This is a genomic window from Rhizobium leguminosarum (assembly GCF_019798305.1).
In the GTDB taxonomy this organism is placed as follows: domain Bacteria; phylum Pseudomonadota; class Alphaproteobacteria; order Rhizobiales; family Rhizobiaceae; genus Rhizobium; species Rhizobium leguminosarum_U.
Map to the genome: position 1 here is coordinate 471,198 of NZ_JAAXDD010000002.1, position 23,214 is coordinate 494,411.

Consider the following 23,214-nt stretch of genomic DNA (forward strand, 5'->3'; position numbering starts at 1 on the left):
TTTGTGTTCGTTACCACCGATAATTACTGATCGTCGACCCGCGTTTTCCGGGCATGAGAGGTGGCGTGGACGATTCAGATGCCGCCTACGGCTGCAGATCTATCTAACTCCAGCACGTCAAGAAAAACGCCAGGTTACTGAATGATCTTGCGCGGGCTCGCCGTGTGTTCTCTCGCGACGGTGTTGGAATCATCAATTTCCTGAAGCAGGACCTCGTAGCCCCAGAGATCGGCAAGATGCTGCAAGACCAGTTTCATGTCGGCTTCCTGAAGATAGCAGCCGTTCATGACGATGTGCTGCAGCAGCAGGCGGCGGTCGCCGGCGAGATCGACGTCGACGATATCGATCGCCGGATCGGTCCAGCCGATATCGTATTCGCGGGAGAGCTGGCGGCGGATCCGCAAGTATCCGCGCTCATTGTGGATCGCCGAAACCAGTACCCCCTCGGTCTGCTCCGGATCGTCGTAGAGATGGAACAGCCGCAACTGCCGGATTAGGTTCGGGCTGAGGAACTGGCTGATGAAGCTTTCGTCCCGGTAATTGGCCCAGATGTCGCGCAGGACGGCCATCGCGTCCCCGCGTCCCGCAATATCGGGAAACCATGCACGGTCCTCTTCCGTCGGCTTCGTGACGATCCGCTCGATATCCTGCATCATCGCAAAACCCAGCGCATAGGGGTTGAAGCCCGAGAACCGCCGGTCGTCGTAGCTCGGCTGGAACACGACGTTGGCGTGCGACTTCAGGAATTCGAGGAAGTTTCCGTCACTGATCTGCCCCCGCTCGTGAAGTCGGTTCATGATCTGATAGTGGACGAAGGTGGCGGTTCCCTCGTTCATTACCTTGGTCTGCCGCTGGGGATGAAAATATTGCGCGACGTGGCGGACGATGCGAAGGATTTCACGCTGCCACGGCTGCAACCGCGGCGCTGATTTTTCGAGAAAATAAAGGATGTTGTCCTGCGGAAGACCGAGGGCGGCGCGGCGCTTTTCCAGGCCGCTGTCGCCCGCCTTCCGAGCCTTGCCGGCAGGGACAGTGCGCCACAGATCGTTGAATATCTTCTCCTCGTGGGCGCGGCGCTCCTGCTGTCGCTTTTCCTCCTGGCGAAGATCGATCGTGGTCTTGCCCGCGTATCGATGCACCCCGTGCGACATCAGCGCATGGGCTGCATCCAGCGTGCGCTCGACGGCCGTCTCGCCGTAACGCTCCTCGCAGCGGGTGATATAACCCTTGGCGAAATCGAGGTAATCGAGGATGCCCTCGGCATCGGTCCATAGCTTGAAGAGATAGTTGTTCTTGAAGAAATGGTTGTGGCCGAAGGCCGCATGCGCGGTGACGAGCGTCTGCATCGTCGCCGTGTTCTCCTCCATCAGGTAGGAGATGCAGGGAGAGCTGTTGATGACGATCTCATAGGCGAGGTCGCGCATCCCGCGGCGATAGAAGGTTTCGTGATGCGCGAAGTGTTTGCCGAAGGACCAATGGCGGTAGAAGAGCGGCATGCCGGTCGAGGAATAGGCATCAAGCATCTGCTCCGAGGTGATGACTTCAATCTGGTTCGGATAGACGTCGAGGCCAAGTTCGTTAAGCGCGATCTCCTCGCAGGCGTCGTGAATGCGCTGAAGTGTTGAAAAGTCCCAGTCCGCCCCCTCGAACAATAGCCGTTCTCGTGTCCTCATCGTCATGGTCATGGCGTCACCTTCGACTGTGCGTCACGTTTCTGGAAGAGATCATGGAAAACAGGGAAAATTTCGTTTCGCCGGCAGACCTTGCGCATCGAAAGCGGCTGCAGCTCGGAACGGATCCCGTCATAGAGCATCCAAAGCGGTGAGCGTGATACCGAGGAGTCACCGCCTTCTTCGCCGACCTCAATATAGGCGAAATACTGGCACAGCGGCAAAATCTCGCGCAGCAGCTGTCCGCTCAGGTTCCCGTCGGAATGGGCGTTGTCGCCGTCCGATGCCTGGGCGCCATAGATATTCCATTCCGCCGGATCGAAACGCGCCGCGATGATCGCCCGCATTGCCGCTAGCGCACTGGAGACCAGCGTGCCGCCGGTTGCCGGACCATAGAAGAAGGTTTCCTCGTCGACTTCCTCCGCCTTATCTGTGTGACGGATGAAGACGATCTCCACTTTCTTGTAGCGTTTCGACAGGAAAAGGTAGAGCAGCAGGTAGAACCGCTTCGCCAGGTCCTTCATGTGTTCCGACATGGAGCCGGAGACGTCCATCAAGCAGAACATCACGGCCTTTGCCACAGGCTTCGGCTCGTTTTCGAAGCGGCGATACCGCACGTCGAGCGGATCGATATAGGGAATGCGCCGGCTTTTTTCCGTCAGAGATTTGAGTTTTGCCTGAAGCGCCAGCCGGCTCTGGTCGTCCTCGCATTCCTCAATCTGGCGCTGCAGGGCTTCGATTTCTTCGCGACGCGGACGGTGAAGCGCGACACGGCGCATCATCGCGAGCCTGGTCGTGCGACCGACGGCGATGTTGGACGGCGATCCCGACACGGAATATCCGGCACGGAAGGGAGTTTCCTCCTCGGTTTCGGCCAGACGCCGCTTGGCAAGGTCGGGCAGTTCCAGATCGTCCAGGAACACATCGAGGAATTCCTCGCGCGTCAGCACAAAGCGGAAGCCGTCCTCGCCGTCACCTTCGCCCGCATCCTTGGGTTTTCCGCCACTGCTCCCCGGCGGGCGCGGAAGAATGTCGCCTTCGACGAAGGCCCTGTTTCCAGGCAGGATATGGTCGCGAATGCCGCCGTCGCCCCTTCTCAAGTTCGGCTCGGCCATTCCATCGATCGGCAGGCTGATTTCCCCGCCGTCGAGCACATCGCGAATGTTCCGGTTTTGCAGAGAACGTTTTACCGCCTGCTGCACGGCGCCTTTCATGCGCCGAAGAAACCGTTGCCGATTTTCCAGACTTTTACCGCGCGGATTTAGCCGACGGTCGACAATGTGCATATTGGCTCCACATTAACTTGCCTGTTTGACGCGCATGTACCATTCGACGAGGCGCCGAACCTGCCTCTCCGTGTAGCCCCGCGCAGCCATGCGCGAGACAAACTCGCTGTGTTTCTTTTCTGTTTCCGAATCCTTCTTCGAACCGAAGGAAATGACTGGCAAAAGATCCTCGACCTGCGAGAACATTCGCTTCTCGATGACTTCCCGGATCTTCTCGTAGCTCGTCCATGACGGATTCTTTCCGCCGTTGGCTGCCCGTGATCTCAAGCAGAACTTGACGATTTCGTTGCGGAAATCCTTCGGATTGGCAATTCCCGCCGGCTTTTCGATTTTCGTCAGTTCCTGGTTGAGGAGCTCGCGGTCGAGAAGCTGGCCGGTATCGGGATCCTTGAAATCCACATCTTCGATCCAGGCATCGGCATAATCAACGTAGCGGTCGAACAGATTCTGTCCGTAATCCGCATAGGACTCAAGATAGGCCTTCTGGATTTCATTTCCAATGAACTCTGCGTAACGCGGCGCAAGATCGGCCTTGATGAACTCCAGATAGCGCTTCTCGACATCGTCGGAAAACTGCTCGCGGCGGATCGACTGCTCCAGCACATACATCAGATGAACCGGATCGGCGCCGATATCCGTGGTGTCGTGATTAAAGGTGGAGGCGAGCACCTTGAACGCGAAGCGGGTCGATATGCCGTCCATGCCCTCGTCGATGCCAGCGGCATCCCGATATTCCTGGACACTGCGGGCGCGCGGATCCGTTTCTTTCAGGCTCTCGCCGTCATAGGTGCGCATCTTCGAGAAGTATGTCGAATTCTCGTGCTTGCGCAGACGCGAAAGCACGGAGAAGCGGGCCAGCATTTCGAGCGTCGCGGGGGCGCATGGCGCATCGGCCAATTCCGATCCCTCGATCAGCTTCTCGTAGATCTTCTGCTCTTCCATCACGCGCAGGCAATAGGGCACCTTGATCACGCAGATACGGTCGATGAAGGCCTCGTTGTTCTTGTTGGCCTTGAAGGTCTGCCATTCCGCTTCGTTCGAATGCGCAAGGACAATGCCGGAGAAGGGTATGGCGCCGATATTCTCGGAGCCGATATAGTTACCCTCCTGCGTCGCCGTCAGCAGCGGATGCAGCATCTTGATCGGCGCCTTGAACATCTCGACGAATTCGAGCACGCCCTGATTGGCGCGGTTGAGCCCGCCTGAATAGCTGTAAGCATCGGGATCGTTCTGGGAATAGGTCTCCAGCTTGCGGATATCGACCTTGCCGACCAGCGACGAGATATCTTGATTGTTCTCGTCTCCAGGCTCGGTCTTGGCGATGGCGATCTGGCGCAACCGCGAAGGCTGTACTCTGACGACGCGGAAGCGGGAAATATCGCCTCCAAAGTCATCGAGCCGTTTCAGGCACCACGGGCTCATCAGTCCGTTTAGGCGTCGCAAGGGAATACCGTATTGCTCCTGCAGGAGCGATCCCATCGTGTCCGGGTCGAACAGGTTGAGAGGACTTTCGAAAACGGGGCTGATCTCGTCACCCGCCTTCAGCACGTAGATCGGATGAACCTCCATCAGCAGCTTCAGCCGCTCCGCCAGCGATGACTTGCCGCCGCCGACCGGGCCAAGCAGATAAAGGATCTGCTTGCGCTCCTCGAGCCCCTGCGCCGCGTGCCGGAAAAAGGAAACGATGCGTTCGATTGTCTCTTCCATGCCGTGGAAGCCAGCAAAGGCCGGATAGATCCGGATGGTCCGGTTCATGAAGATCCGGCCGAGGCGGGTATCCCTGGCGGTGTCGACCATCTGCGGCTCGCCTATCGCGGCGAGCAGGCGCTCGGTCGCATTGGCATAGGCAAGCGGTTCCTTTTTGCAAAGCTCGAGATATTCCGAGATCGACATATCGGTCTCGCGACGCGCATCATAACTGCGGGTGAACGCATCAAATACGGATTCGCTCAGCATGGGCCCTCCATTCAAGGTTAATGCCACAGGCTTCAGGTGTCCCTATAACCATCGAGATGGCCATGACGTTCCTGAGAATCAATAGTTTCGTCGGTTATTCCACGCTCACCGGCCGTTTCAAGCAATGCACAAAATTGTGCATCCACCGGTTCTTTAATTACTATACGAAACTGTCGGTCAGTATAGTTGAGAAAGCCGCCATCGCGGTATCAGCACATTTCACGACGTGACAGAAAGATGAAAAAGGTGTGCAATGTCGCCCGTGATTCGAGATCACGAAAGTCAGCGATTGGCAGGCGGCGACCCGGCTTCGATCGGTGCGACGGGCCATATGACATTCGAAAATTTGGGATATTCTTAGAGAAATAGGCGCATGACCATCATGCGCCGGATATTGCGATCATGTCTCCGCAGGCCTCTCAGCCGTTGAACGCATCCTCGAGCGCAGCGACGTCGATCTTGACCATGCCGAGCATCACTTCGGTCACGCGCCTAGCCCGCTCGCGGTCGCTGTCGGCGATCATCTCCGACAGCACGCGCGGCACGATTTGCCAGGAAAGGCCCCAGCGGTCCTTCAGCCAACCGCAGGCCTCCGGCGTGCCGCCATTGCCAAGGAAAGCATCCCATATCCGATCGATCTCGGCCTGGCTTTCCAGAAGAATCGCGATCGAGAAGGAATGGTTGAAACTATCGAGCGGGCCGGCCTTCATGGCCAGGAAGGACTGGTCGCCCAGCGTGAACTCGATCAGCTCGACGCTGCCCGGAGGCCCGCTCGGCGTTTCCGCCGGCAATATGGTGGTGCGGCCGATGCTGGAGTCCGGGATGACAGACACGTAGAATTCGACGGCTTCGCGCGCTTCCTCAGCGAACCAGAGATTTGAAACGACCTTCGGCATGAAACGGCCTCCTTGTTGACGGGTGTTGATCCGGACTGCTGTCCGATGCCCCAAGGACGCCTTACTGGCGCCGGTCCGACACGCCGCGATCGGAATTTTAGCCCTGCCCGCCCGCATCTCGACCGCAGCCGGGCTCGGCGGCGGCGTTGCCGCTCACAACATACCGCCTGGAATAGCGCCGGTTCGGGAATGAAAGCAGAACATCTTTTCTGGTCTTTCCTTCCCGAATCACTACATTACGCGCCATGAGCAATAGTTTCGACGATATGCCCTTCTTCGACGAAGAGCCGGGCGAGGTGGCGCGCAAGCCGCAGCCGCCTGCCGCACCCGCCGAAAGGGCGCCCGCCGCCGGTGGCGGCATCGCCGCCCGCGCCATGGCGGCCCGCGACGGCGGCAAGCGGCCGGATTATCTCGCCGGGCTGAATCCCGAGCAGACCGAAGCAGTCGAAACGCTGGAAGGCCCCGTCCTCGTGCTCGCCGGCGCCGGCACCGGCAAGACGCGGGTGCTCACCACCCGCATTGCCCATATCCTCAATACCGGCCGCGCCTTTCCCTCGCAGATCCTCGCCGTCACCTTCACCAACAAGGCGGCCCGCGAGATGAAGGAGCGCATCGCGCTGCTCGTCGGCGGCGCCGTCGAAGGCATGCCCTGGCTCGGCACATTCCACTCCATCGGCGTCAAACTTCTGCGCCGCCACGGCGAGCTCGTCGGCCTGCGCTCCGATTTTACCATTCTCGATACCGACGACGTCGTTCGCCTGATCAAGCAGTTGATCCAGGCCGAGGGTCTCGACGACAAGCGCTGGCCGGCCAAGCAATTCGCCGGCATGATCGACACCTGGAAGAACAAGGGTCTCGGCCCGGCCGATATCCCCGAGGGCGACGCCCGCGCCTTTGCCAATGGCCGCGGCCGCGATCTCTATTTCGCCTATCAGGCGCGCCTGACGACGCTGAACGCCTGCGATTTCGGCGACCTGCTGATGCATCCGATCGCGATCTTCCGCAAGAACCCGGACCTCTTGAAGGAATATCACGGCCGCTTCCGCTATATCCTCGTCGACGAGTACCAGGACACCAACACCGCCCAGTACATGTGGCTCAGGCTTCTCGCCCAGCGATCCAAAGGCGAGCCGCAGAACGTCTGCTGCGTCGGCGACGATGACCAGTCGATCTACGGCTGGCGCGGCGCGGAGGTCGACAATATCCTTCGCTTTGAAAAGGATTTCCCCGGCGCCAAGGTCATCAAGCTCGAGCGCAACTACCGCTCGACCGAACATATCCTCGGGGCCGCCGCCCATCTGATCGCCCATAATGAGGGGCGTCTCGGCAAGACGCTGTTCACCGACCGCTCCGATCCCGACGACGTCAAGGTGCAGGTCCACGCTTCGTGGGATTCGGAGGAGGAAGCCCGCGCCATCGGCGAGGAGATCGAGCAGCTCCAGCGGGGCGAGCATCTGCTGAACGACATGGCGATCCTCGTGCGCGCCTCCTTCCAGATGCGCGAATTCGAAGACCGCTTCGTCACCCTCGGCCTCAACTATCGCGTCATTGGCGGCCCACGTTTCTACGAGCGCCTCGAGATCCGCGATGCCATGGCCTATTTCCGCCTGGTCGCGCAAGCCTCCGACGACCTCGCTTTCGAACGCATCATCAACACCCCGAAGCGCGGCCTCGGCGATACGACGGTGCGCGCGCTGCACGACTATGCGCGTGCCCGCAATATCCCGATGCTTGCGGCAGCCGCCGACATCATCGAGACCGACGAGCTGAAGCCGAAGGCGCGAAAGGCGCTCTTCGACGTGATTCAATCTTTCCGCCGATGGCAGGAACTGCTTGAAAACACGCCGCATACCGAACTGGCCGAGCAGATCCTAGAAGAGTCCGGCTATACCGACATGTGGAAGAACGACAAGAACGCCGAAGCGCCGGGCCGCCTTGAGAACCTCAAGGAACTGATACGCTCGATGGAAAGCTTCGAGTCGATGCGCGGCTTCCTCGAACACGTCTCCCTGGTGATGGATGCCGAGACCAACGAGAACCTCGACGCCGTCTCGATCATGACGCTGCACTCGGCCAAGGGCCTGGAATTCGACACCGTCTTCCTGCCCGGCTGGGAGGAAGGCCTCTTCCCGCACCAGCGCTCGCTGGACGAGAGCGGCCGCGCCGGCCTGGAGGAGGAACGCCGCCTCGCCTATGTCGGCATAACCCGCGCCAAGCATCGCTGCCACATCTGGTTCGTCTCCAACCGCCGCATCCATGGCCTCTGGCAATCGACCCTGCCCTCACGCTTCCTCGACGAACTGCCGGAAACCCATGTCGAGGTCGCTCAAATGGAACAGAGCTACGGCGGGTACGGCCGCGGTGGCTACGGCCAGTCCCGCTTCGACAAGGCCGAACCCTTCGCCAATTCCTATTCCACCCCCGGCTGGAAACGCGCCCAGGCCAACAAGACCGACGCCACGCGCGACAATTGGGGCACCCGCTCCGGCCACGCCGTCGAACGCATCGGCTACGGCGAGAGCGGCCCGAAGGGACGCACGATCGAAGGCGAGCTGGTGGCGAAATCGACCTCGTCGGAACCGTCGAGATTCACCCTCGGCGACCGCGTGTTCCACCTGAAATTCGGCAACGGCAACGTCACCGGCATCGAAGGCAACAAGCTGACGATCGAGTTCGACCGGGCCGGACAGAAGCGGGTCTTGGACGGGTTCGTCGAGCGCGTGTGATCTCACCTCGGCACGACGCGAGAGCGTTTACCCGAGCATCCGCATCCTTCCGAGCCCAAGAATATCGTTGATCAGCGCAATGCCGATTCCGGTGGCGACGATTCCCAATCCGATCAGGAAGAGCCGGCGAGACCGGTCATATTTGACGGCAAAGAGCGAGTCGCGCGCCAGCAGATCGGCAAAGACCTTCACCTGGATGGCGATACCGATGGTCAGAAACAGCATCGGCGGGATATCGATGCGGCTCCAGTCGTTGGGGTTGGAAACCCAGACACTGATGAAATTGAGCGAGAAACCGAGGATGATCCCGGCGGCTGTCAGCGACCCGTTGCGAAACGTCGCATCGATCTTTTCGTCTGGATCGGGCTCGGACATGGCTTCGCTTCCCGCTGCTGAGGGTAAGAAAGGCAGAAATCATGATCCGGAGCAAGCTCGGCCTGACATCGCCCTCACAGGAAGCAGACGAAATGTCGCAGCCCGCGGGCACTCCGCCCATGGCTCCTCCGCACGCTGCGTTACGGCAATTTCAGGCAAACACGGGCACGGATTTAATCGCGCCCAGACGAAGCAATCGCTAAAAAAAGCCAATAATTCCAATGAAACAACTTTGGTAACCGAAAGGTTAACGTGCATCGCCCCGCGCCGTCAATCGCACTTCTGCCCTGTCAAAACGTCGCTTTGACGCCTTGCGCAAATCAGCTTAGCCCAGAGGCTGCCCACCCATGAAAGGCGGGCTTCACGACGAACTTTTCGAAGGAGGTTCAAGTGACCAGTGTTTCATCTCTCGGCAGCAGCTTAACTCAATATCAGTCTCCGCTTTCCAGCCTGGACAAGAATGGTGACGGCGTCATATCGGCGGATGAATTGGCCGCCGCCTCGCAGTCCCCGACATCGGCCACGACATCGACCGACAGCGACGACAGCAGCACCGATATCGTCAAGAAGATCACCGCCGACATTCTGTCGCTGATGCTGTCCATGCAGAAGACCGACGGCAGCGACGATCAGAGCGACGACGATTCCAAGGGCGTCTTCGCCGCGATGGACACGAATGGCGACGGCAAGTTGACCACGTCCGAATTTCTTGCCGCCGAACCGAACAGCATCAAGACTTCAGGCGACAGCGATCCGCTCCTCACCAAAGTGCTGAGCGACATGCAGACAGCCCTTCAGGCCTACCGCAATACCTACGGCGCTTCCGCCGCAGCAGGTGACTCCGCAACCGAAGACGTGGCGGCGGTCTAGCTGGCCGAGATCTGGGCTCTGCCGGGGAGCCTCGATCCATCGATGCCGCACAAAAGTGTCTACGCAGGCAGATCGATTTGCCGGCACTTGCCACCGTCGTCGGCCGTGTCTGCGATCCGGAAATCATGCACGTGCCTTGCCGCTCCGTTCCATTTCACCACGAGAACCGCCGCCGGCTATCGCAATGATTGCATTAGAGCATTCTGCGTTGACGACTTACTACCGCTAGCGCCAGAATTAACACTTGCGCGTTCGCGCCTGGAAATCCACTAGTTGATCCATTCGGTGTGCTTAGCGTCCTACACTGCAAAAAGCGAAGGGATTGGGCCTTGATGAAAGCGCTGCTGCTCGTCGACATTCAAAACGGCTTCTGTCCAGGCGGCAATCTGCCGGTGCCTGACGGCGACGAGGTGGTTCCCATCGCAAACAGACTGATCGACAGCGGCAAATACGACCTGATCGTCGCCTCGCAGGACTGGCATCCGCCGGGCCATGGCAGCTTTGCCTCCGCCCATCCGGGTGCCGCCGCCTTCGAGATGGGCGAACTGTCGGGCAAGCCGCAGATGATGTGGCCTGACCACTGCATTCAGGGTACGCTTGATGCCGAACTGCATCCCGAACTCAAATCCGAAGAGATCGACCTGATCCAGCAGAAGGGCGAGGATCCTGATATCGACAGCTATTCGGCCTTCCGCGACAATGACCGCGATGCCTCGACCGGCCTTTCCGATTTCCTCGAGGATCAGGGCGTCACCGACCTCGACGTCTGCGGGCTGGCGACCGACTATTGCGTCAAGTTCTCCGCGCTCGACGCGCTGGAGATGATGCCTGGTATCCACGTGCGCTTCATCGAGGACGCAAGCCGCGGCATCACGCCCGAAGGCGTCGCCGCCGCCATCGAAGAGATGCGGGCGCATGGCATCGCGATCATCGACAGCGTCAAGGCCTTGGCCGGCTAGTTCAGCTCGGATACCCCCAAAAAAACGCGTCGAATGTCGGATCGGTGCAAGTCAATCCGTCCTCGGCTCTGAACACACCAACAATGGGAGTTGAGAGATGAGAAAGCTAGTTGCTGCAGCCTTCGTCAGTTTGGACGGTGTCATGCAGGCGCCGGGCGGGCCGCGGGAGGATCCGACCGGCGGCTTCACGCAGGGCGGCTGGACCGTCAATTATTGGGACGAGCCGATGGGCCAGTTCATGGGCGGGATCTTTACCGATCCCTTCGAACTGCTGCTTGGCCGCAAGACCTACGAAATCTTCGCCGCGCACTGGCCCTTCGTAGGGAAAGACGACCCAATCGGCAAGGTCTTCAACGCCGTGACCAAATATGTCGCGACCACTTCCACGGAACCGCTCACCTGGGCAAATTCCGTCGCCCTGCGTGGCGACGCCGCCGCCGAAATCGCCCGGTTGAAGCAACAGGACGGTTCCGTCCTCCTGACACAGGGCAGCAGCGGCCTGTTGCAGACCCTATTGGCGCATGATCTGATCGACGAATTCCGGCTCCTGACTTTTCCGCTCGTCCTCGGCCAGGGCAAACGCCTGTTCGGTCAAGGCGCCAAGCCGCAGGCGCTGAAGCTCACCGCCAACACGATATCGACCACGGGCGTCATCATGAGCGTCTACGAGCGCGCCGGCGCAATCAAGACAGGCACATTCGAGTTGGCGCAGCCCTCGGAGGCCGAGATCGAACGCCGCGAGCGAATGAAGCGCGAAGGCTGAATGTGCCTTTGCGATTGCGGGGCCGCGGGCACTGTCGCGTCCCGTCCATAGGCTCGGGCCCTTGTTCGTCTGGTCGCGCTCCAATCGCGGCGCCACTCCCGAAGGTGTCGCTGCCGCAATCGACGAAATGCGGACGCATGTCACAATGATCAAATGCGTGGACGTGTGTAAACAAGCTGCCGGCTGGTAGCTTATTTCAGTACGTAGACGTCGAACGTCTCATCGCTTCCGGCAACCGTGCCGAAGCGCTTGACGAGGCTCGTCGCGCTCTGGAAAGCAGAAACGTCTTCCGGCGTCAGAGACAACCGCCAAACGTAGCTTTCACGCAGGGAAACGGGCGCAGTCATCTGATCAAGCCGCTGTGAAAGAAGGATGACAACAGGGACATGCTCACTCTGCCGCAATCGGTGTGCCGTTTGCAGAATATCGGCAAGGCTGAGGGAAAGCCGCGCATTCCGGGTATATCGTACGATGGCGCCGAACCGCTCCTCCCGCAGAAGATAGGTGCGGTTGGGGACGTAATAGGGCAAGGCTTCCACCAGATAGTCGGGATCCGCCATAATGACCGCATCCTTGAGATCGGGGCGCGATTGAATGAACGCACCGAGATCCTTGCTTCGGCTCAGGGGTATTTCGGCTATGAAGGCCTGATGGACCTTTTCGATGCCGGACATGACCTGTAGCGCCAGCAATATCAGGAAACACAGGCGCCCGAACTTTACGATGCCGCCAGCAACCTCGATGCCGGCAACGCCCGCCCCGTCGCGCTGAGGCTCTATGGTCAAGGCGGTGATCGCGATTATGAAAACCAGCCAGAGCGCCTGATGTCTGTACCCGCCGGGATAGACAAGCGTAAAAAGCAGCGAAAGCCCCAAGAGAACCAGTCCCGCTGCGATCATCGCCGGCCATTGGTTCGCCAGCGCCAACAGGCTGCCGTAGATGAGCACGGGCATCAACGCTGCGAAAATCTGGGCGGCCAACGGATACGCCACGACCAGTTCAAGGACGCTGTTGGGATAGAACGCCATAAAATGCGAACTGGTCAGGGCAAGAGCGCGAAGGACAAGCAAAGCGAAATTCTCGCCGCTGAGATCGTTCTGCCCCGTATCGTTGAAGGTCGGATAGACTGTTACGAAACATAGAACAACTCCAACCGCGGCAATGGCAGCGGCTGTCACAAAGGCCCGATATGCCGTCAGAGGCAGCTTTGGCCGGGCCAGAATTAAATCGAAAAACCAATAGGCGAGGAAGCCGCCGACGAGGACGACCGAATGGACGTTGGTATTTGCCAGCAAGGCAAACAACAGGCCGAGCAATATCCCGTTGCGTGCTCCTTTCTCCCAACTCAGGACGATAAGGAAAATCACCAGCATGCTGATGCCGTAATTTCGCGACATCGCGGCATAATCGAAAATCGAAAAGCTGCTGAACAGCGCCAGCAGCATGATGGAAAGCGGCAGTTTCAGCCTGAAAACAAGAAGATAGGCCGCGGTCGCGGCAATCGTCAGTGCGACGATCTTCAGGACGACAGGCGAGCCGACCACGGCATAGGCGGCGCGCAGCAGAATATACCAGACAGCAGGATGACCCTCACCGTGCATCCGGCGAAGCATATCGATGAAATTGTCCCCTTGAAGGGCGAGTGACAGTGCACGAACCTCGTCACGCCAGAGCGTTTCGGACCAGCAAAGCGCAGACGCCAGCGCAAGCCAGACCATAAAGATCAACGCCTTGCCGAGCTTGGCGGATCGAGGTTCATCGATAGCAGAGACAATCACGGCCATAACACGCAACCCGGTGAACGAAAGCGTCACGACCATATCGGCGCAGAAATAAATTGGCGTTAAGTAAAGGCCGATTTGATTTTAAGGCGCTAGAATTTTTGCTCCCTCTCAAGAAGATGAATATCCTCGGCCAGGTGTTCCATTCTCGTCGATAAGGCGGCCTGGGCATCTCTCAGCCCTCGATTGTAGAAATACGGCCCGATCTCCTCGGCGAAGAAGTCAAGCAGGAATTCGGCCGGCAATGCACCGATGGGATCGAGTTCCCGGTCGAAATAAGCGCGGATGCGCGAAACCATCTCAGCCTTTTCTTCCTTGGAAAATTCGATCTTTTTCATGGTTGCCTCTTTGCCGAATGTGATCAGGACCTTGATGGTTCAGCAAAATCGATCGGTCAATCAAGGAAATTCAATTGCCGTCGCAAGCCGTAGACCATAAGGGAAAACTTGAATTCCAACCGGACAAGATCGCATGAATCGCGCCGACTTTGTTGAAGGTTTGCGGGGCGGCTCCGCCGTTGCGCTGGCATCGGCGCCCTTTGGCGCTCTCTTCGGAGCGCTGGCGGTCGAAAATGGCATGTCGCTTTCCGAAGCCGCCTTCATGAGCGCCACCGTCTATGCCGGCGCCAGCCAGATGGTCGGCATCGAACTCTTTGGTCACAATGTTCAAGCCTGGCTGATCGTACTGTCGATCCTCGCCGTGAATTTCCGCCACGTGCTCTATTCGGCGGCGCTGGCGCGCTACATCGGCCATTTCACGCCGGTGCAGAAATTCTTTACCTTCTTCCTCCTCGTCGATCCGCAATTCGCCGAAGCAGTCAAGCGCGCCGAGGCCGGCCGGCAACTCACCTTCGCCTGGTATTTCGGCTTTGCCATCATCATCTACATTCCCTGGGTGCTGATCAGCGTCGCCGGCGGCATGCTTGGCGGCTTCATCGGCGATCCGAAGGCCATCGGCCTCGACATCCTGCTGCCGGCTTATTTTCTCGGCATCGTCCTCGGCTTCCGCAAGCGAGATAATTTTCTGCCTGTGGCGCTCGTCAGCGCGGTGGCGTCCGTGTTCGCCTACCGTTGCGTCGGCTCGCCCTGGCATGTCAGCCTCGGTGCTGCCGCCGGCATCGTGCTCGCCGCCGTGCTGCCTTTGCCGCCGGAAGAGCCTGATCTTGAAGCCGACGCCCTTCAATCCGAAGTGCACGAGGTCTGAGCCATGGAATTCGATCTTCACATGGCGCTCGTCATCCTCGCCGCAGCGGTCGCCACCTTCGCCACCCGCATCGGCGGCTATATCCTCATCACCCGAATGAAGAGCATCCCCCCGCGCATGGAGGCGGCGCTGAATGCAGTGCCGGCGGCCGTGCTGACGACACTCGTCGCACCCGCCTTCTTCATCGGCGGCTGGGAATCGAAGCTGGCGCTGATCGCCGCCCTCTTCATTGCCTTGCGCTTCACCCATACATGGATGCTGGTCGCCGCCTGGATCGTCGTGATGACCTGGCGCCACACGATCGGCGCCTGAGCACCGGCCCGAAAGCCGGCGCAGAAATTCAAGGCATTACAGCGTCGCCGACCCTCTAATGCCGTTTTCTCAATATTCCAACCGCAGCGTCGCGTTTTCGAGCCACGCCCTGACATCGTGATCGTGGATGAGTGGCATCAGCGCCTCGCAGGTGCGGCGATGATAGTCGTTGAACCAGTGCAACTCGTCATGGGTCAGAAGCTCAGGAATGACGAGGTTGCGGTCGATCGGGCAGAAAGTCAGCGTCTCGAATCCGAGCATCGGCGCATCACCGCCCTCGATCTCTTCGGCCCCGCGCACATAGATCAGGTTCTCGATGCGGATGCCGAAGCTGCCGGGCCGATAATAGCCCGGCTCGTTCGAAAGGATCATGCCGGGCAGCAGTTCCTGCGTCGAAAGCCTGGAGATGCGCTGCGGCCCCTCATGCACCGAGAGATAGGAGCCGACGCCGTGGCCTGTGCCGTGAGCGAAATCGGCGCCGGCCCGCCACAGCGCGATGCGCGCCAGCGGATCGAGGTCGCAGCCGCGCGTGCCTTTCGGGAAACGTGCCGTGCTGATCTCTATCATCCCCTTCAGCACCAGCGTGAAGAAGCGCCGATGCTCTTCCGATACCGTACCTATGCCGACGGTGCGGGTGATGTCGGTCGTGCCGTTGATATATTGCGCGCCAGAATCGATCAGGAAGAGTTCGCCGGGTTCGATCAACCGGTTGGTCTCGGTTGTCACGCGGTAATGCATGATCGCCGCATGTTCGCCGGCGCCCGAAATCGTGTCGAAGGAAATGTCCTTCAGAGGGTTCTGCATGCTCTGGCCGACGCGGGCACGCACCGCTTCGAGATGCTCGGCAGCAGCGATCTCGCTCACCGTGCCGGGCTTCCTCTGCGACAGCCAATAGAGGAATTCCACCATCGCCGCCCCGTCCTGCAGATGCGCGGCGGCCGAGCCGTTGATCTCGACGTCGTTCTTCACCGCGCGCGGCAGCTTGGCGGGATCGGCGCCCTCCACCACTTCGCCGCCCGCCTTACGGATGATCTCCGCCAGCGCATAGGCGGCGATATCAGGGTCGATCAGCACCCGGCCGCCGTCTCTCGAAACGGCGGCAAGCCTCTCCTCCAGCGCCGAGGGCGGCAGCTGCGTGCAGATCTGCCCGAGATAGGCCTCCGGCTCGATGCCGGTCTTGCGCTTGTCCAGGAAGAGCTCGGCCCGGCCGTCGGCATGGATGATGGCGCGTGCCAGCGGATGCGGGGTGTGCGGCACGTCGGCGCCGCGGATATTGAAGGTCCAGGCGACCGAAGAGGGATCGGCGATCAGCACCGCTGCAAGGTTCTTCTTCGAGAGATCGGCGGCGATCGTCGCGATCTTGTCGCTCGCCAGCATGCCGGCCTGCGCGACGTTCTGGATGCTGACCGCGCCGAGCGGCTCGGCTGGCCGGTCGCTCCAAAGCCTGTCGAGCGGATTGTACTGCAGGAAGACCAGCGTGCCGCCAATCTGCGAAAGCGCCTTTTCCAGACGGCGCACCTCTGCACCCGCATGCAGCCAGGGGTCGATGCCGAGCCGCAGGCCCTTGCCGCCGTTTGCGACAAGCCAGAGATGCGGCGGTTCGTTGACGAGATCGCCGCCCGAAAAAACCGAACCGTCGACCTGTTCGGCAAGCTGCGTCACATAGCGCCCGTCGACGAAGACGATCGCCTGCGTACGCAGGATGAGCGCAATGCCTGCCGAGCCGGTAAAGCCCGTCAGCCATGCCAAGCGCTCCGAACATGCGGGAACATATTCGCCGTTGAACTCGTCGGCGCGCGGCACAAGAAAGGCGTCGATGCCAAGCGAATCGAAACCGGCGCGCAGCGCCGATACGCGATCCCTGCCGAATTGCGGCGTGGAAGTAACTTCGAAAGACTGGAACATGCTGGAAACCCGAATGATTGAAACGAATCCGGTTAATGGGATGCCGGCCATGTTAGCGAAATTTCAACTGATGGGGAGAAAAAGCGACCAAACGAGTCGAAAGCTCTGTGGCCGCTCAACATTTTGACAGAACTGTGACGCCAAAAGTTAATTTGGCACGCTTTATGCATTGGCCGCATGGCTCCCATGAGCGAAACCCTCTGCCTCCGCATTTCAGAATAGCTATATAGGCGTCATCGAACGGTTCGCGATGAACCTATAACAAAGGAATTCTTGAAATGACCGCCTCTCTCTCGCGCTTCGCATATAGCAGCCCGATGCAGGCTGGCGAACGCCAGACCGTGCGTCACGTGATCGGCGCCCGCCGCCCGCAGAACGAGGACAGCCTCAAGCTGCTCGGCGCCGGCCAGCGGGCCACGCGCCACAAGGGCGCCCCCAGCTACGCGTTCTAAGCCTGAAAGCCAGTCCGTCTCCTCCCTCCCGGACCGGCCTATTGGAATGCAGTAGAGCCCGCTTGAGCGCTCCTCCCCTTGAGCTCGCGGGCATTTGACCGGATACACCGGTCGAAGGCGGTGCCATCGGTACCGCCTTTTTCTTATCTTCAACAAGGCTTGGGAGGTACGCTATCCTGTGGAATGATCCGGTTGCAGCTTGCTCCCTCTTCTCCCCTCGGGGAGAAGGTGGCCCGAAGGGTCGGATGAGGGGGCCACACGGCACGCCATTCATTGCCCTTCGCTGCGCTCAGCGCATTCGCGGCTTCGCCGCTCACCCCCTCATCGCCTCGCTATCGCTCCGGCACTTCTCCCCGCTGGGGAGAAGAGGGCACCGCATTCGCCTCCCCAACTCTCGCCCTCATCAAGGCCGGTCGAGGTGGATGGTCACCCAGCCGTTGCGCCAGATGGTTTTGACGTGGCGAAGCCGCGCGCCACTATAGGCGGCAATCACCTTCCAGCGTTGCCCGGCAAGGATGCCGGAGAGAATGACCGATCCGCCAGGCGCAAGATGCGTCGCAAGCTTCGGCGCCATGCGGATCAGCGGCCGGGCGAGAATATTGGCGATGATGAGATCGAAGGGACCATGCTCGGAAAAGGCCGTCGAATGAAAGCCCGGCGCTGTCCTGGTGACGATGCCCGAGGCGATGCCGTTGCGGCGCACGTTCTCGGCCGCCACCTTGGTCGCGATCGGATCGATGTCGGTCGCCAGCACCGGTATGTTCCTGAGCTTGCGCACCGCAATCGCCAGCACGCCGCTGCCGGTGCCGAGATCGAGCGCGTTGCGGACCGGGCGCGAACGCACCACGGCATCGATCACCTCGAGGCAGCCCGCCGTCGTGCCGTGATGGCCGGTGCCGAAGGCCTGGCCGGCATCGATCTCGATGGCGATGTCGCCGGGGCGGATCTTGTCGCGGTCATGCGAGCCATGCACCAGGAAGCGCCCTGCCCGGACAGGCTTCAGGCCCTCCAGCGATTTCACCACCCAGTCGATCTCGGGGATGACTTCCCGCTCCAGCCGGGCATTGGGGAAAGTGGCCTTCAATGCGTCCTCGACGCGGGATTGCACCTCAGTCTCGTCCTCGGCCATCATGTAGATCGAGGCTTCCCAGATATCCTTCTTCTCATCGATCTCGGTGGTGCCGATGGCAAAGTCTTCTTCACCGAAGACTGCACTCAGAAGGTCGAGGATCTCTTCGGCCTTGCTTTCGGTCGTCGTCACGTAAAGGCGGATTTCACTCACGATAGGCGGTCTTTCCCGTTTCCGTTGCCCGCCGCCGGTCGAGCCAACGCCCCATCACGCTGAAGCTGTCACCCCTTGCTGGCGAGATTCTCCAGCTTCTTTACCGCCGTGTCCGGGTTTTCGCCATAGGCGATCGTTCCGGAAAAGCGCCCGGCCGAATCAAGCAGGAAGACCGAGGCGGTGTGATCCATCGTGTAGTCGCCGTTCGGATCCTTCTCGTCGACCGGCACTTTCTTGGCGTAGACGCGAAAACCCTTGACGACCTCGGCGATCTTGTCAGGCGCGCCTGAAATGCCGATGATGCGCTTGGAAACATTGGAGACGTATTCGTTCATGATCTCAGGCGTGTCGCGCTCCGGATCGACGGTCACGAAATAGGCCTGTAGCTTGTCGCCCTTCGGATCGACCTTCTCCATCCAGCCGTTCAGTTCGAAAAGCGTCGTCGGGCAGACCTCCGGGCAATGGGTAAAGCCGAAGAACAGCGCCGTCGGCTTGCCGCGCAACGCCTGCTCGGTGATCGGCTGCCCGGTTTGGGAGACCAAAGTGAAGGGCACGCCGAAGGGCGGTTCTGCCACCATGTCCCTCGACTTCGTCAGGTTGAGCGTGTACGCACCAAGAAACCCGGCAAGTATCAGGACACCGACCCAGACGGCGATGCGGAATGTCTTCATTGGCATGATCCTCGATCCGGGCGGAGACGCGCGGCCCGCCCCTTTTGCCCCGCGTGATTATAGCCTCGACCGGACGGGCGCAATTCAACAATATGTTTTCTGACCGGCGATTAATTGTCTCACCGATAGCAACTGCAACAGCAACGAAGTCCGACCTCAGGAATCTGCGCGGATCAAAAATGGCATGTTTGTGAATAGCTTGCCTTTGGCGCGACGGGTAATCGGAAAATACATATCGTTAGGAAAGACTTAAGCCGTCACATCTATATTTAACGGCGGTTCTGCATCGCCTCTCCCGCCGGGGACAACTGGGAAGAATTCTGACCATGAACAACAACGCCATCAAGCAGTCGGGCGCTTACCTCGAAATCGTTTCGTTCCACCTGGGCGATCAGGAATTCTGTATCGACATCATGGCTATCCGCGAAATTCGCGGCTGGGCGCCGGTGACGCCGATGCCGCACACCCCGCCCTACGTGCTGGGCCTCATCAATCTGCGCGGTGCGGTGATCCCTGTCATCGACATGGCCTGCCGCCTCGGCATGAAGATGACCGAGCCCTCCGAGCGCTCGGCGATCATCGTCACCGACATCGCCGGCAAGCTGGTCGGCCTGCTGGTCGAGCAGGTTTCCGACATGATGACCATCAAGAGTGAAGACCTCCAGCCGCCGCCGGAAATCATCCCGGAAGCCCAGCGCGCCTTCTGCCGCGGCATCGTCGCGCTGGAAAAGACCATGGTCTGCTTCTTGAACCTCGACACGGTCATTGCCGACGAGCTGACACAGGCCGCATAAGAACAACCGATCCTCGATCGGAAGGCCGCCTGCAGCCGATCGCTGCGGGCGGTTTTTTTGTATTTAACGGACCGGCAGCGCAAGGTGCCGCAAGCAGACCGACACGCCGTCACCTTCCAATTGCTCGGACGGAGACTACCTCCCCCTTCGATAAAGTGCCCGGACAGGAGCCTTCCATGCGTGTCAGCACCTACAAGATAAACATCGACGACGAACGGGTCGACGACCTGCAGCGGCGCCTGCGCTCGACGCGATGGCCAACAGCACTCGACGCCGACAGCTGGGAAGACGGAACAAGTCTCGCTTTTCTCAAGGAGCTCCTCGCCTATTGGAAAGACCATTTCGACTGGCGCGCGCAGGAGGCGCGCCTCAACATGCTTCCGCAGTTCATTGCCGAGATCGATGACCTGTCGATTCATTTCGTCCACCAGAGAGGAAACGGGCCCTCGCCACTGCCGCTCATCCTCACGCATGGCTGGCCGGGCTCCTTCTTCGAAATGGAGGGGATTATCCCAATGCTGGCGGATCCTGCAGCACATGGCGCCGACCCTGCCGATGCATTCGATGTCGTCGTGCCGTCCCTTCCGGGCTACGGCTTCTCGCAGGCGCCAGGCTCAGCCGGGATCGGCCCCTATGAAATATCGGGACTGTGGCTGAAACTGATGCAGGGTTTGGGATACGAGACCTTCTGCCTGCAAGGCGGCGATATCGGCGCGGCTGTTTCGAGCTGGCTCGCCTACCGGTTTCCACAGAATACGACAGCGCTGCACCTGAACTATATTCCGGGGAGCTACCGGCCGCCGCTGGGCGCGGGACAGGCACCGATTTCGACGGAGGAACAGGCCTTTCTCGATCACGCCGCGCAATGGGCCGATAGCGAAGGCGCTTACGCCCACATGCAAGGAACGAAGCCGCAGACGCTTGCCTATGCGCTGACGGATTCGCCCATTGGCCTCGCTGCCTGGATCAGCGAAAAATTTCAGGCGTGGAGCGACGGCGATATCAGGACGACGTTCTCTCTCGACGCCCTCTTGATCGAGATTTCGATCTATTGGTTCAGCGGCACCCTGGATTCGTCGCTTAGGCTCTACAAGGAAAGCCGAAAGCGGCCGATGCATTTCAAGGCGAACGAACGCGTCCTGCCGCCGCTCGGCCTGGCGCATTTCGCAAGGGAATTGCCCCTGCCGCCACGCTCTTGGGTCGAACGCGTCTATGACGTCAGGCGATGGACCGAAATGCCGAAGGGAGGCCATTTTGCAGCCATGGAGCGGCCCGAGCTTCTGGCCGAAGATATCCGCGCTTATTTCCGCCCATTCAGGACGCGCTGATCACTGCGGCTTCCCATTCTTCCAGACCACGTTCTGCCCATAGAGCGGAATAGTCGAGATCGACATCTTCGCCGAACCGTCGGTCAGTTCGCGCGAATGGGCGAGATAGATCAGCGTGTCGTTCGTCTTGTCATAGATGCGGTTGACGACCAGCGTCTTCCAGATCAGCGACATGCCCTGGCGGAACACCTCGCTGCCATCCTTGGACAGGTCGATATTGCCGATCTCGATCGGCCCGGTCTGCCGGCAGGCAATGGAATTGTTGGACGGATCCTCGAACCAGTTACCGTTCTTGAACCGGTCGATCAGGCTACGGTCGAAATAGGTGACGTGGCAGGTAACGCCCTTGACCTCGGGGTCGGAGACCGCCTCGACGATGATGTCGTTGCCGATCCAGTCGACCCCGACCTTGCCGACGACTTCGGCCGAGGCAGCAGCTGCCGAAAGGGCGAAGAAAGACAAGGCGGCGAGGAGAAGATTGCGCAGTCTGGACATGGCGGCTCCCTGAATAATCCGCATTCTACATAAGCATGCACCCATGCTTTGCAAGAAATGGGGCTCGCGGAAGGGATCAGCCTTTCCGGCAGGTGCAAGGCTCGTAGGCCCGCGCGGTCAGCCGGCCGGGTCTCATGCCGATCAGTGCCGGTATCGCGTGAACGGCATTGGCCTTGACCGCTTTCGCCATCTCGATCGCCGCCGCCGCGCAGACGGCGGCATCCTCCGCGGCGTTGTGGTGCACGAAACGCAGGCCGAGATGATCGGCAATCAGGTTGAGCCGGTGCGAGAGGAAATGCGGCCAGATCCGCTGCGCCATCTTCAGGCTGCAGAGATAGGTAAGCTCCGGATAGGATTGCCGGTAGAGATCGAGGCTCGCCCGCCAGACGCTGAAATCGAAGGCGGCATTGTGCGCGATCATCGTCGCGCCGCTGATATCCTCGTGGAACTCGTCCATCACCTCGGGAAACTCAGGCGCATCTTCGACATGTTCCGGCCGGATGCGGTGGATTGCGATGTTCATCCCGGAAAAACGCATCTCCCGCGGCCGGATCAGCCGTTCCTCGACGCGCGTCACCCTGCCCTCCTCGATCCAGGCAAGGCCGACGGAACAGGCGCTGCCGCGCTGTTCGTTTGCCGTCTCGAAGTCAATTGCGATGGTCTTCAATGCAGCAATCCGAATCGTTTCTTCGAGCACAGGAATACCGCCCCGCTTCCGACCGTGCAAATTCGACATGACGCAAGATTGACTTTTTAACCACATACCGAAACTTGCAACCATGATCGGTTCCGTGACCATGGCAGCGCTTATTCATCACACCACGACCCTTGAAGGGTACGCGGGAGCGATGGCGCGTTAGCAGCGATCCGATCATCCGAAAAACCCTGCCGAGGCGAGCAGGGTTTCGGAAACCGGCTCTCCTCCCGACACCGATGGAGAGCATGAATGTCCGAAAACGAAGAGAATGAACCTCGCGGCCGAGCGCCCCTGCCAGATGGCGTCCTCGTGCGCGCCGTCCGCCTGCCCGATGCGGAGGAGATCACCGATCTCATAAATCTGCCGGGCTACCGGGCCGGCACTTTGCGGCCGCCCTACCAGCGGGTCGAGGAAGTTCGCAAGCACATGGAAAATCCGTCACCGGGCGCGCTCAATCTCGTCGTCACCCCGGATGGCAAGATCGTCGGCAACGGCGGCCTCAACCGCCTCTCCGGCCGTAGGCAGCACGTCGCCAGCATCGGCATGGGCGTGCATGACGGTTTCACCGGCCGCGGCTTCGGACGGATCCTGCTCAGCGCGATGGTCGACGCTGCCGACGACTGGCTCGATATCAAACGGCTGGAACTGACCGTCTATACCGACAACGATGTCGCCATCGGCCTCTACCGGAAATTCGGCTTCGAGCAGGAAGGCCTGCTGAAGGCCTTCGGCTTTCGATCAGGGGAGTATGTCGACGCCTATACGATGGCGCGGCTCAAGCTTTGAGCAAGAG

Annotated in this window: 22 protein-coding genes; 10 read left to right on the top strand and 12 right to left on the bottom strand. The window is 60.0% G+C overall.

Translation table 11 applies throughout. The features are described 5' to 3' along the window. Window positions 1-134 precede the first annotated feature (134 nt). The 4 genes from HFO99_RS05745 to HFO99_RS05760 all read right to left on the bottom strand — a co-directional run bounded on the left by HFO99_RS05745 (window position 135) and on the right by HFO99_RS05760 (window position 5,808). Window positions 135-1,685, bottom strand: a complete 1,551-nt coding sequence (locus tag HFO99_RS05745; protein ID WP_222331539.1) for a SpoVR family protein — start codon at window positions 1,683-1,685, stop codon at window positions 135-137. Then, window positions 1,682-2,956: a YeaH/YhbH family protein gene (locus HFO99_RS05750; RefSeq protein WP_222331538.1), complete on the bottom strand. Its 1,275-nt coding sequence runs from the start codon at window positions 2,954-2,956 to the stop codon at window positions 1,682-1,684. Before HFO99_RS05750 ends, HFO99_RS05745 begins: the two co-directional genes overlap by 4 nt. Before the next feature lie 12 nt (window positions 2,957-2,968). Then, window positions 2,969-4,912, bottom strand: a complete 1,944-nt coding sequence (locus tag HFO99_RS05755; protein ID WP_222331537.1) for a PrkA family serine protein kinase — start codon at window positions 4,910-4,912, stop codon at window positions 2,969-2,971. Window positions 4,913-5,331: 419 nt separating this feature from the next. Next, window positions 5,332-5,808: a VOC family protein gene (locus HFO99_RS05760; protein WP_222331536.1), complete on the bottom strand. Its 477-nt coding sequence runs from the start codon at window positions 5,806-5,808 to the stop codon at window positions 5,332-5,334. 245 nt (window positions 5,809-6,053) lie between these two features. Here HFO99_RS05760 and HFO99_RS05765 point away from each other — a divergent pair, with 245 nt between their 5' ends. Continuing rightward, window positions 6,054-8,534: an ATP-dependent helicase gene (locus tag HFO99_RS05765; protein WP_222359843.1), complete on the top strand. Its 2,481-nt coding sequence runs from the start codon at window positions 6,054-6,056 to the stop codon at window positions 8,532-8,534. A 27-nt stretch (window positions 8,535-8,561) separates the two neighbouring features. Here HFO99_RS05765 and HFO99_RS05770 read toward each other — a convergent pair whose 3' ends face one another. Beyond that, window positions 8,562-8,909, bottom strand: coding sequence for a hypothetical protein (locus HFO99_RS05770; RefSeq protein ID WP_018483837.1), 348 nt, complete (start codon window positions 8,907-8,909; stop codon window positions 8,562-8,564). 390 nt (window positions 8,910-9,299) lie between these two features. Here HFO99_RS05770 and HFO99_RS05775 point away from each other — a divergent pair, with 390 nt between their 5' ends. From HFO99_RS05775 to HFO99_RS05785, 3 genes are all read left to right on the top strand, one after another. Continuing rightward, window positions 9,300-9,779 (top strand): EF-hand domain-containing protein, encoded by a 480-nt coding sequence (locus HFO99_RS05775; RefSeq protein ID WP_222331534.1) that lies wholly within the window; start codon window positions 9,300-9,302, stop codon window positions 9,777-9,779. Between the two features lie 332 nt (window positions 9,780-10,111). Then, complete coding sequence (pncA, locus tag HFO99_RS05780; RefSeq protein ID WP_222331533.1) at window positions 10,112-10,738, top strand: bifunctional nicotinamidase/pyrazinamidase; 627 nt, start codon at window positions 10,112-10,114, stop codon at window positions 10,736-10,738. Between the two features lie 97 nt (window positions 10,739-10,835). Continuing rightward, entirely contained in the window at window positions 10,836-11,501 is a 666-nt protein-coding gene (locus tag HFO99_RS05785; protein ID WP_222359845.1) for a dihydrofolate reductase family protein, read from the top strand. Between the two features lie 191 nt (window positions 11,502-11,692). Here the strand turns inward: HFO99_RS05785 and HFO99_RS05790 are convergent, their stop codons facing one another. Both HFO99_RS05790 and HFO99_RS05795 read right to left on the bottom strand, forming a co-directional pair. After that, entirely contained in the window at window positions 11,693-13,285 is a 1,593-nt protein-coding gene (locus tag HFO99_RS05790) for a hypothetical protein (RefSeq protein ID WP_222359847.1), read from the bottom strand. Window positions 13,286-13,374: 89 nt separating this feature from the next. Continuing rightward, complete coding sequence (locus tag HFO99_RS05795; RefSeq protein ID WP_222359849.1) at window positions 13,375-13,620, bottom strand: DUF2164 domain-containing protein; 246 nt, start codon at window positions 13,618-13,620, stop codon at window positions 13,375-13,377. Window positions 13,621-13,753: 133 nt separating this feature from the next. Here HFO99_RS05795 and HFO99_RS05800 point away from each other — a divergent pair, with 133 nt between their 5' ends. Both HFO99_RS05800 and HFO99_RS05805 read left to right on the top strand, forming a co-directional pair. Next, the gene (locus tag HFO99_RS05800; RefSeq protein WP_222359851.1) at window positions 13,754-14,485 is read left to right on the top strand and encodes an AzlC family ABC transporter permease; all 732 of its coding nucleotides are present in this window, start codon (window positions 13,754-13,756) and stop codon (window positions 14,483-14,485) included. A gap of 3 nt (window positions 14,486-14,488) precedes the next feature. After that, window positions 14,489-14,797, top strand: coding sequence for an AzlD family protein (locus tag HFO99_RS05805; RefSeq protein ID WP_222359853.1), 309 nt, complete (start codon window positions 14,489-14,491; stop codon window positions 14,795-14,797). A 69-nt stretch (window positions 14,798-14,866) separates the two neighbouring features. On the opposite strand, the gene HFO99_RS05810 is transcribed toward HFO99_RS05805, so the two are convergent. Beyond that, on the bottom strand, window positions 14,867-16,702 hold the full coding sequence (locus HFO99_RS05810; RefSeq protein WP_222359855.1) for an aminopeptidase P family protein: 1,836 nt from the start codon (window positions 16,700-16,702) through the stop codon (window positions 14,867-14,869). A 278-nt stretch (window positions 16,703-16,980) separates the two neighbouring features. On the opposite strand from HFO99_RS05810, the gene HFO99_RS05815 reads away from it, so the two are divergent. Beyond that, on the top strand, window positions 16,981-17,154 hold the full coding sequence (locus HFO99_RS05815; RefSeq protein ID WP_222359857.1) for a hypothetical protein: 174 nt from the start codon (window positions 16,981-16,983) through the stop codon (window positions 17,152-17,154). Window positions 17,155-17,557: 403 nt separating this feature from the next. Here the strand turns inward: HFO99_RS05815 and HFO99_RS05820 are convergent, their stop codons facing one another. Further along, window positions 17,558-18,436 carry a 50S ribosomal protein L11 methyltransferase gene (locus tag HFO99_RS05820; RefSeq protein ID WP_222359859.1) on the bottom strand — a complete coding sequence of 293 codons (879 nt, stop codon included), beginning with the start codon at window positions 18,434-18,436 and terminating at the stop codon, window positions 17,558-17,560. A 68-nt stretch (window positions 18,437-18,504) separates the two neighbouring features. Beyond that, window positions 18,505-19,107: an SCO family protein gene (locus tag HFO99_RS05825; protein WP_064246046.1), complete on the bottom strand. Its 603-nt coding sequence runs from the start codon at window positions 19,105-19,107 to the stop codon at window positions 18,505-18,507. Window positions 19,108-19,433: 326 nt separating this feature from the next. Between HFO99_RS05825 and HFO99_RS05830 the strand changes: the two genes are divergently transcribed. Both HFO99_RS05830 and HFO99_RS05835 read left to right on the top strand, forming a co-directional pair. Beyond that, complete coding sequence (locus HFO99_RS05830; RefSeq protein WP_017965084.1) at window positions 19,434-19,901, top strand: chemotaxis protein CheW; 468 nt, start codon at window positions 19,434-19,436, stop codon at window positions 19,899-19,901. A gap of 176 nt (window positions 19,902-20,077) precedes the next feature. Then, window positions 20,078-21,229 carry an epoxide hydrolase family protein gene (locus HFO99_RS05835; protein ID WP_222359861.1) on the top strand — a complete coding sequence of 384 codons (1,152 nt, stop codon included), beginning with the start codon at window positions 20,078-20,080 and terminating at the stop codon, window positions 21,227-21,229. Here the strand turns inward: HFO99_RS05835 and HFO99_RS05840 are convergent, their stop codons facing one another. Together HFO99_RS05840 and HFO99_RS05845 are read right to left on the bottom strand one after the other, a co-directional pair. Continuing rightward, on the bottom strand, window positions 21,230-21,724 hold the full coding sequence (locus HFO99_RS05840) for a CreA family protein (RefSeq protein WP_222247175.1): 495 nt from the start codon (window positions 21,722-21,724) through the stop codon (window positions 21,230-21,232). A gap of 76 nt (window positions 21,725-21,800) precedes the next feature. After that, window positions 21,801-22,391, bottom strand: coding sequence for a 3'-5' exonuclease (locus HFO99_RS05845; protein WP_222359863.1), 591 nt, complete (start codon window positions 22,389-22,391; stop codon window positions 21,801-21,803). A gap of 279 nt (window positions 22,392-22,670) precedes the next feature. Here HFO99_RS05845 and HFO99_RS05850 point away from each other — a divergent pair, with 279 nt between their 5' ends. Beyond that, window positions 22,671-23,207 carry a GNAT family N-acetyltransferase gene (locus tag HFO99_RS05850; protein ID WP_222359865.1) on the top strand — a complete coding sequence of 179 codons (537 nt, stop codon included), beginning with the start codon at window positions 22,671-22,673 and terminating at the stop codon, window positions 23,205-23,207. Window positions 23,208-23,214: the final 7 nt, after the last annotated feature.

What these genes read in the sequence shown, in the direction of transcription:
- HFO99_RS05805 (WP_222359853.1), top strand. Translation starts at nt 14,489, where the DNA reads ATGGAATTCGATCTTCACATGGCGCTCGTCATCCTCGCCGCAGCGGTC.
- HFO99_RS05825 (WP_064246046.1), bottom strand. Translation starts at nt 19,107, where the DNA reads ATGAAGACATTCCGCATCGCCGTCTGGGTCGGTGTCCTGATACTTGCC.
- HFO99_RS05790 (WP_222359847.1), bottom strand. Translation starts at nt 13,285, where the DNA reads ATGGCCGTGATTGTCTCTGCTATCGATGAACCTCGATCCGCCAAGCTC.
- HFO99_RS05815 (WP_222359857.1), top strand. Translation starts at nt 16,981, where the DNA reads ATGACCGCCTCTCTCTCGCGCTTCGCATATAGCAGCCCGATGCAGGCT.
- HFO99_RS05765 (WP_222359843.1), top strand. Translation starts at nt 6,054, where the DNA reads ATGAGCAATAGTTTCGACGATATGCCCTTCTTCGACGAAGAGCCGGGC.
- HFO99_RS05760 (WP_222331536.1), bottom strand. Translation starts at nt 5,808, where the DNA reads ATGCCGAAGGTCGTTTCAAATCTCTGGTTCGCTGAGGAAGCGCGCGAA.
- HFO99_RS05800 (WP_222359851.1), top strand. Translation starts at nt 13,754, where the DNA reads ATGAATCGCGCCGACTTTGTTGAAGGTTTGCGGGGCGGCTCCGCCGTT.
- HFO99_RS05745 (WP_222331539.1), bottom strand. Translation starts at nt 1,685, where the DNA reads ATGACCATGACGATGAGGACACGAGAACGGCTATTGTTCGAGGGGGCG.
- HFO99_RS05755 (WP_222331537.1), bottom strand. Translation starts at nt 4,912, where the DNA reads ATGCTGAGCGAATCCGTATTTGATGCGTTCACCCGCAGTTATGATGCG.
- HFO99_RS05810 (WP_222359855.1), bottom strand. Translation starts at nt 16,702, where the DNA reads ATGTTCCAGTCTTTCGAAGTTACTTCCACGCCGCAATTCGGCAGGGAT.
- HFO99_RS05840 (WP_222247175.1), bottom strand. Translation starts at nt 21,724, where the DNA reads ATGTCCAGACTGCGCAATCTTCTCCTCGCCGCCTTGTCTTTCTTCGCC.
- HFO99_RS05750 (WP_222331538.1), bottom strand. Translation starts at nt 2,956, where the DNA reads ATGCACATTGTCGACCGTCGGCTAAATCCGCGCGGTAAAAGTCTGGAA.
- HFO99_RS05770 (WP_018483837.1), bottom strand. Translation starts at nt 8,909, where the DNA reads ATGTCCGAGCCCGATCCAGACGAAAAGATCGATGCGACGTTTCGCAAC.
- HFO99_RS05850 (WP_222359865.1), top strand. Translation starts at nt 22,671, where the DNA reads ATGTCCGAAAACGAAGAGAATGAACCTCGCGGCCGAGCGCCCCTGCCA.
- HFO99_RS05795 (WP_222359849.1), bottom strand. Translation starts at nt 13,620, where the DNA reads ATGAAAAAGATCGAATTTTCCAAGGAAGAAAAGGCTGAGATGGTTTCG.
- pncA (WP_222331533.1), top strand. Translation starts at nt 10,112, where the DNA reads ATGAAAGCGCTGCTGCTCGTCGACATTCAAAACGGCTTCTGTCCAGGC.
- HFO99_RS05785 (WP_222359845.1), top strand. Translation starts at nt 10,836, where the DNA reads ATGAGAAAGCTAGTTGCTGCAGCCTTCGTCAGTTTGGACGGTGTCATG.
- HFO99_RS05835 (WP_222359861.1), top strand. Translation starts at nt 20,078, where the DNA reads ATGCGTGTCAGCACCTACAAGATAAACATCGACGACGAACGGGTCGAC.
- HFO99_RS05830 (WP_017965084.1), top strand. Translation starts at nt 19,434, where the DNA reads ATGAACAACAACGCCATCAAGCAGTCGGGCGCTTACCTCGAAATCGTT.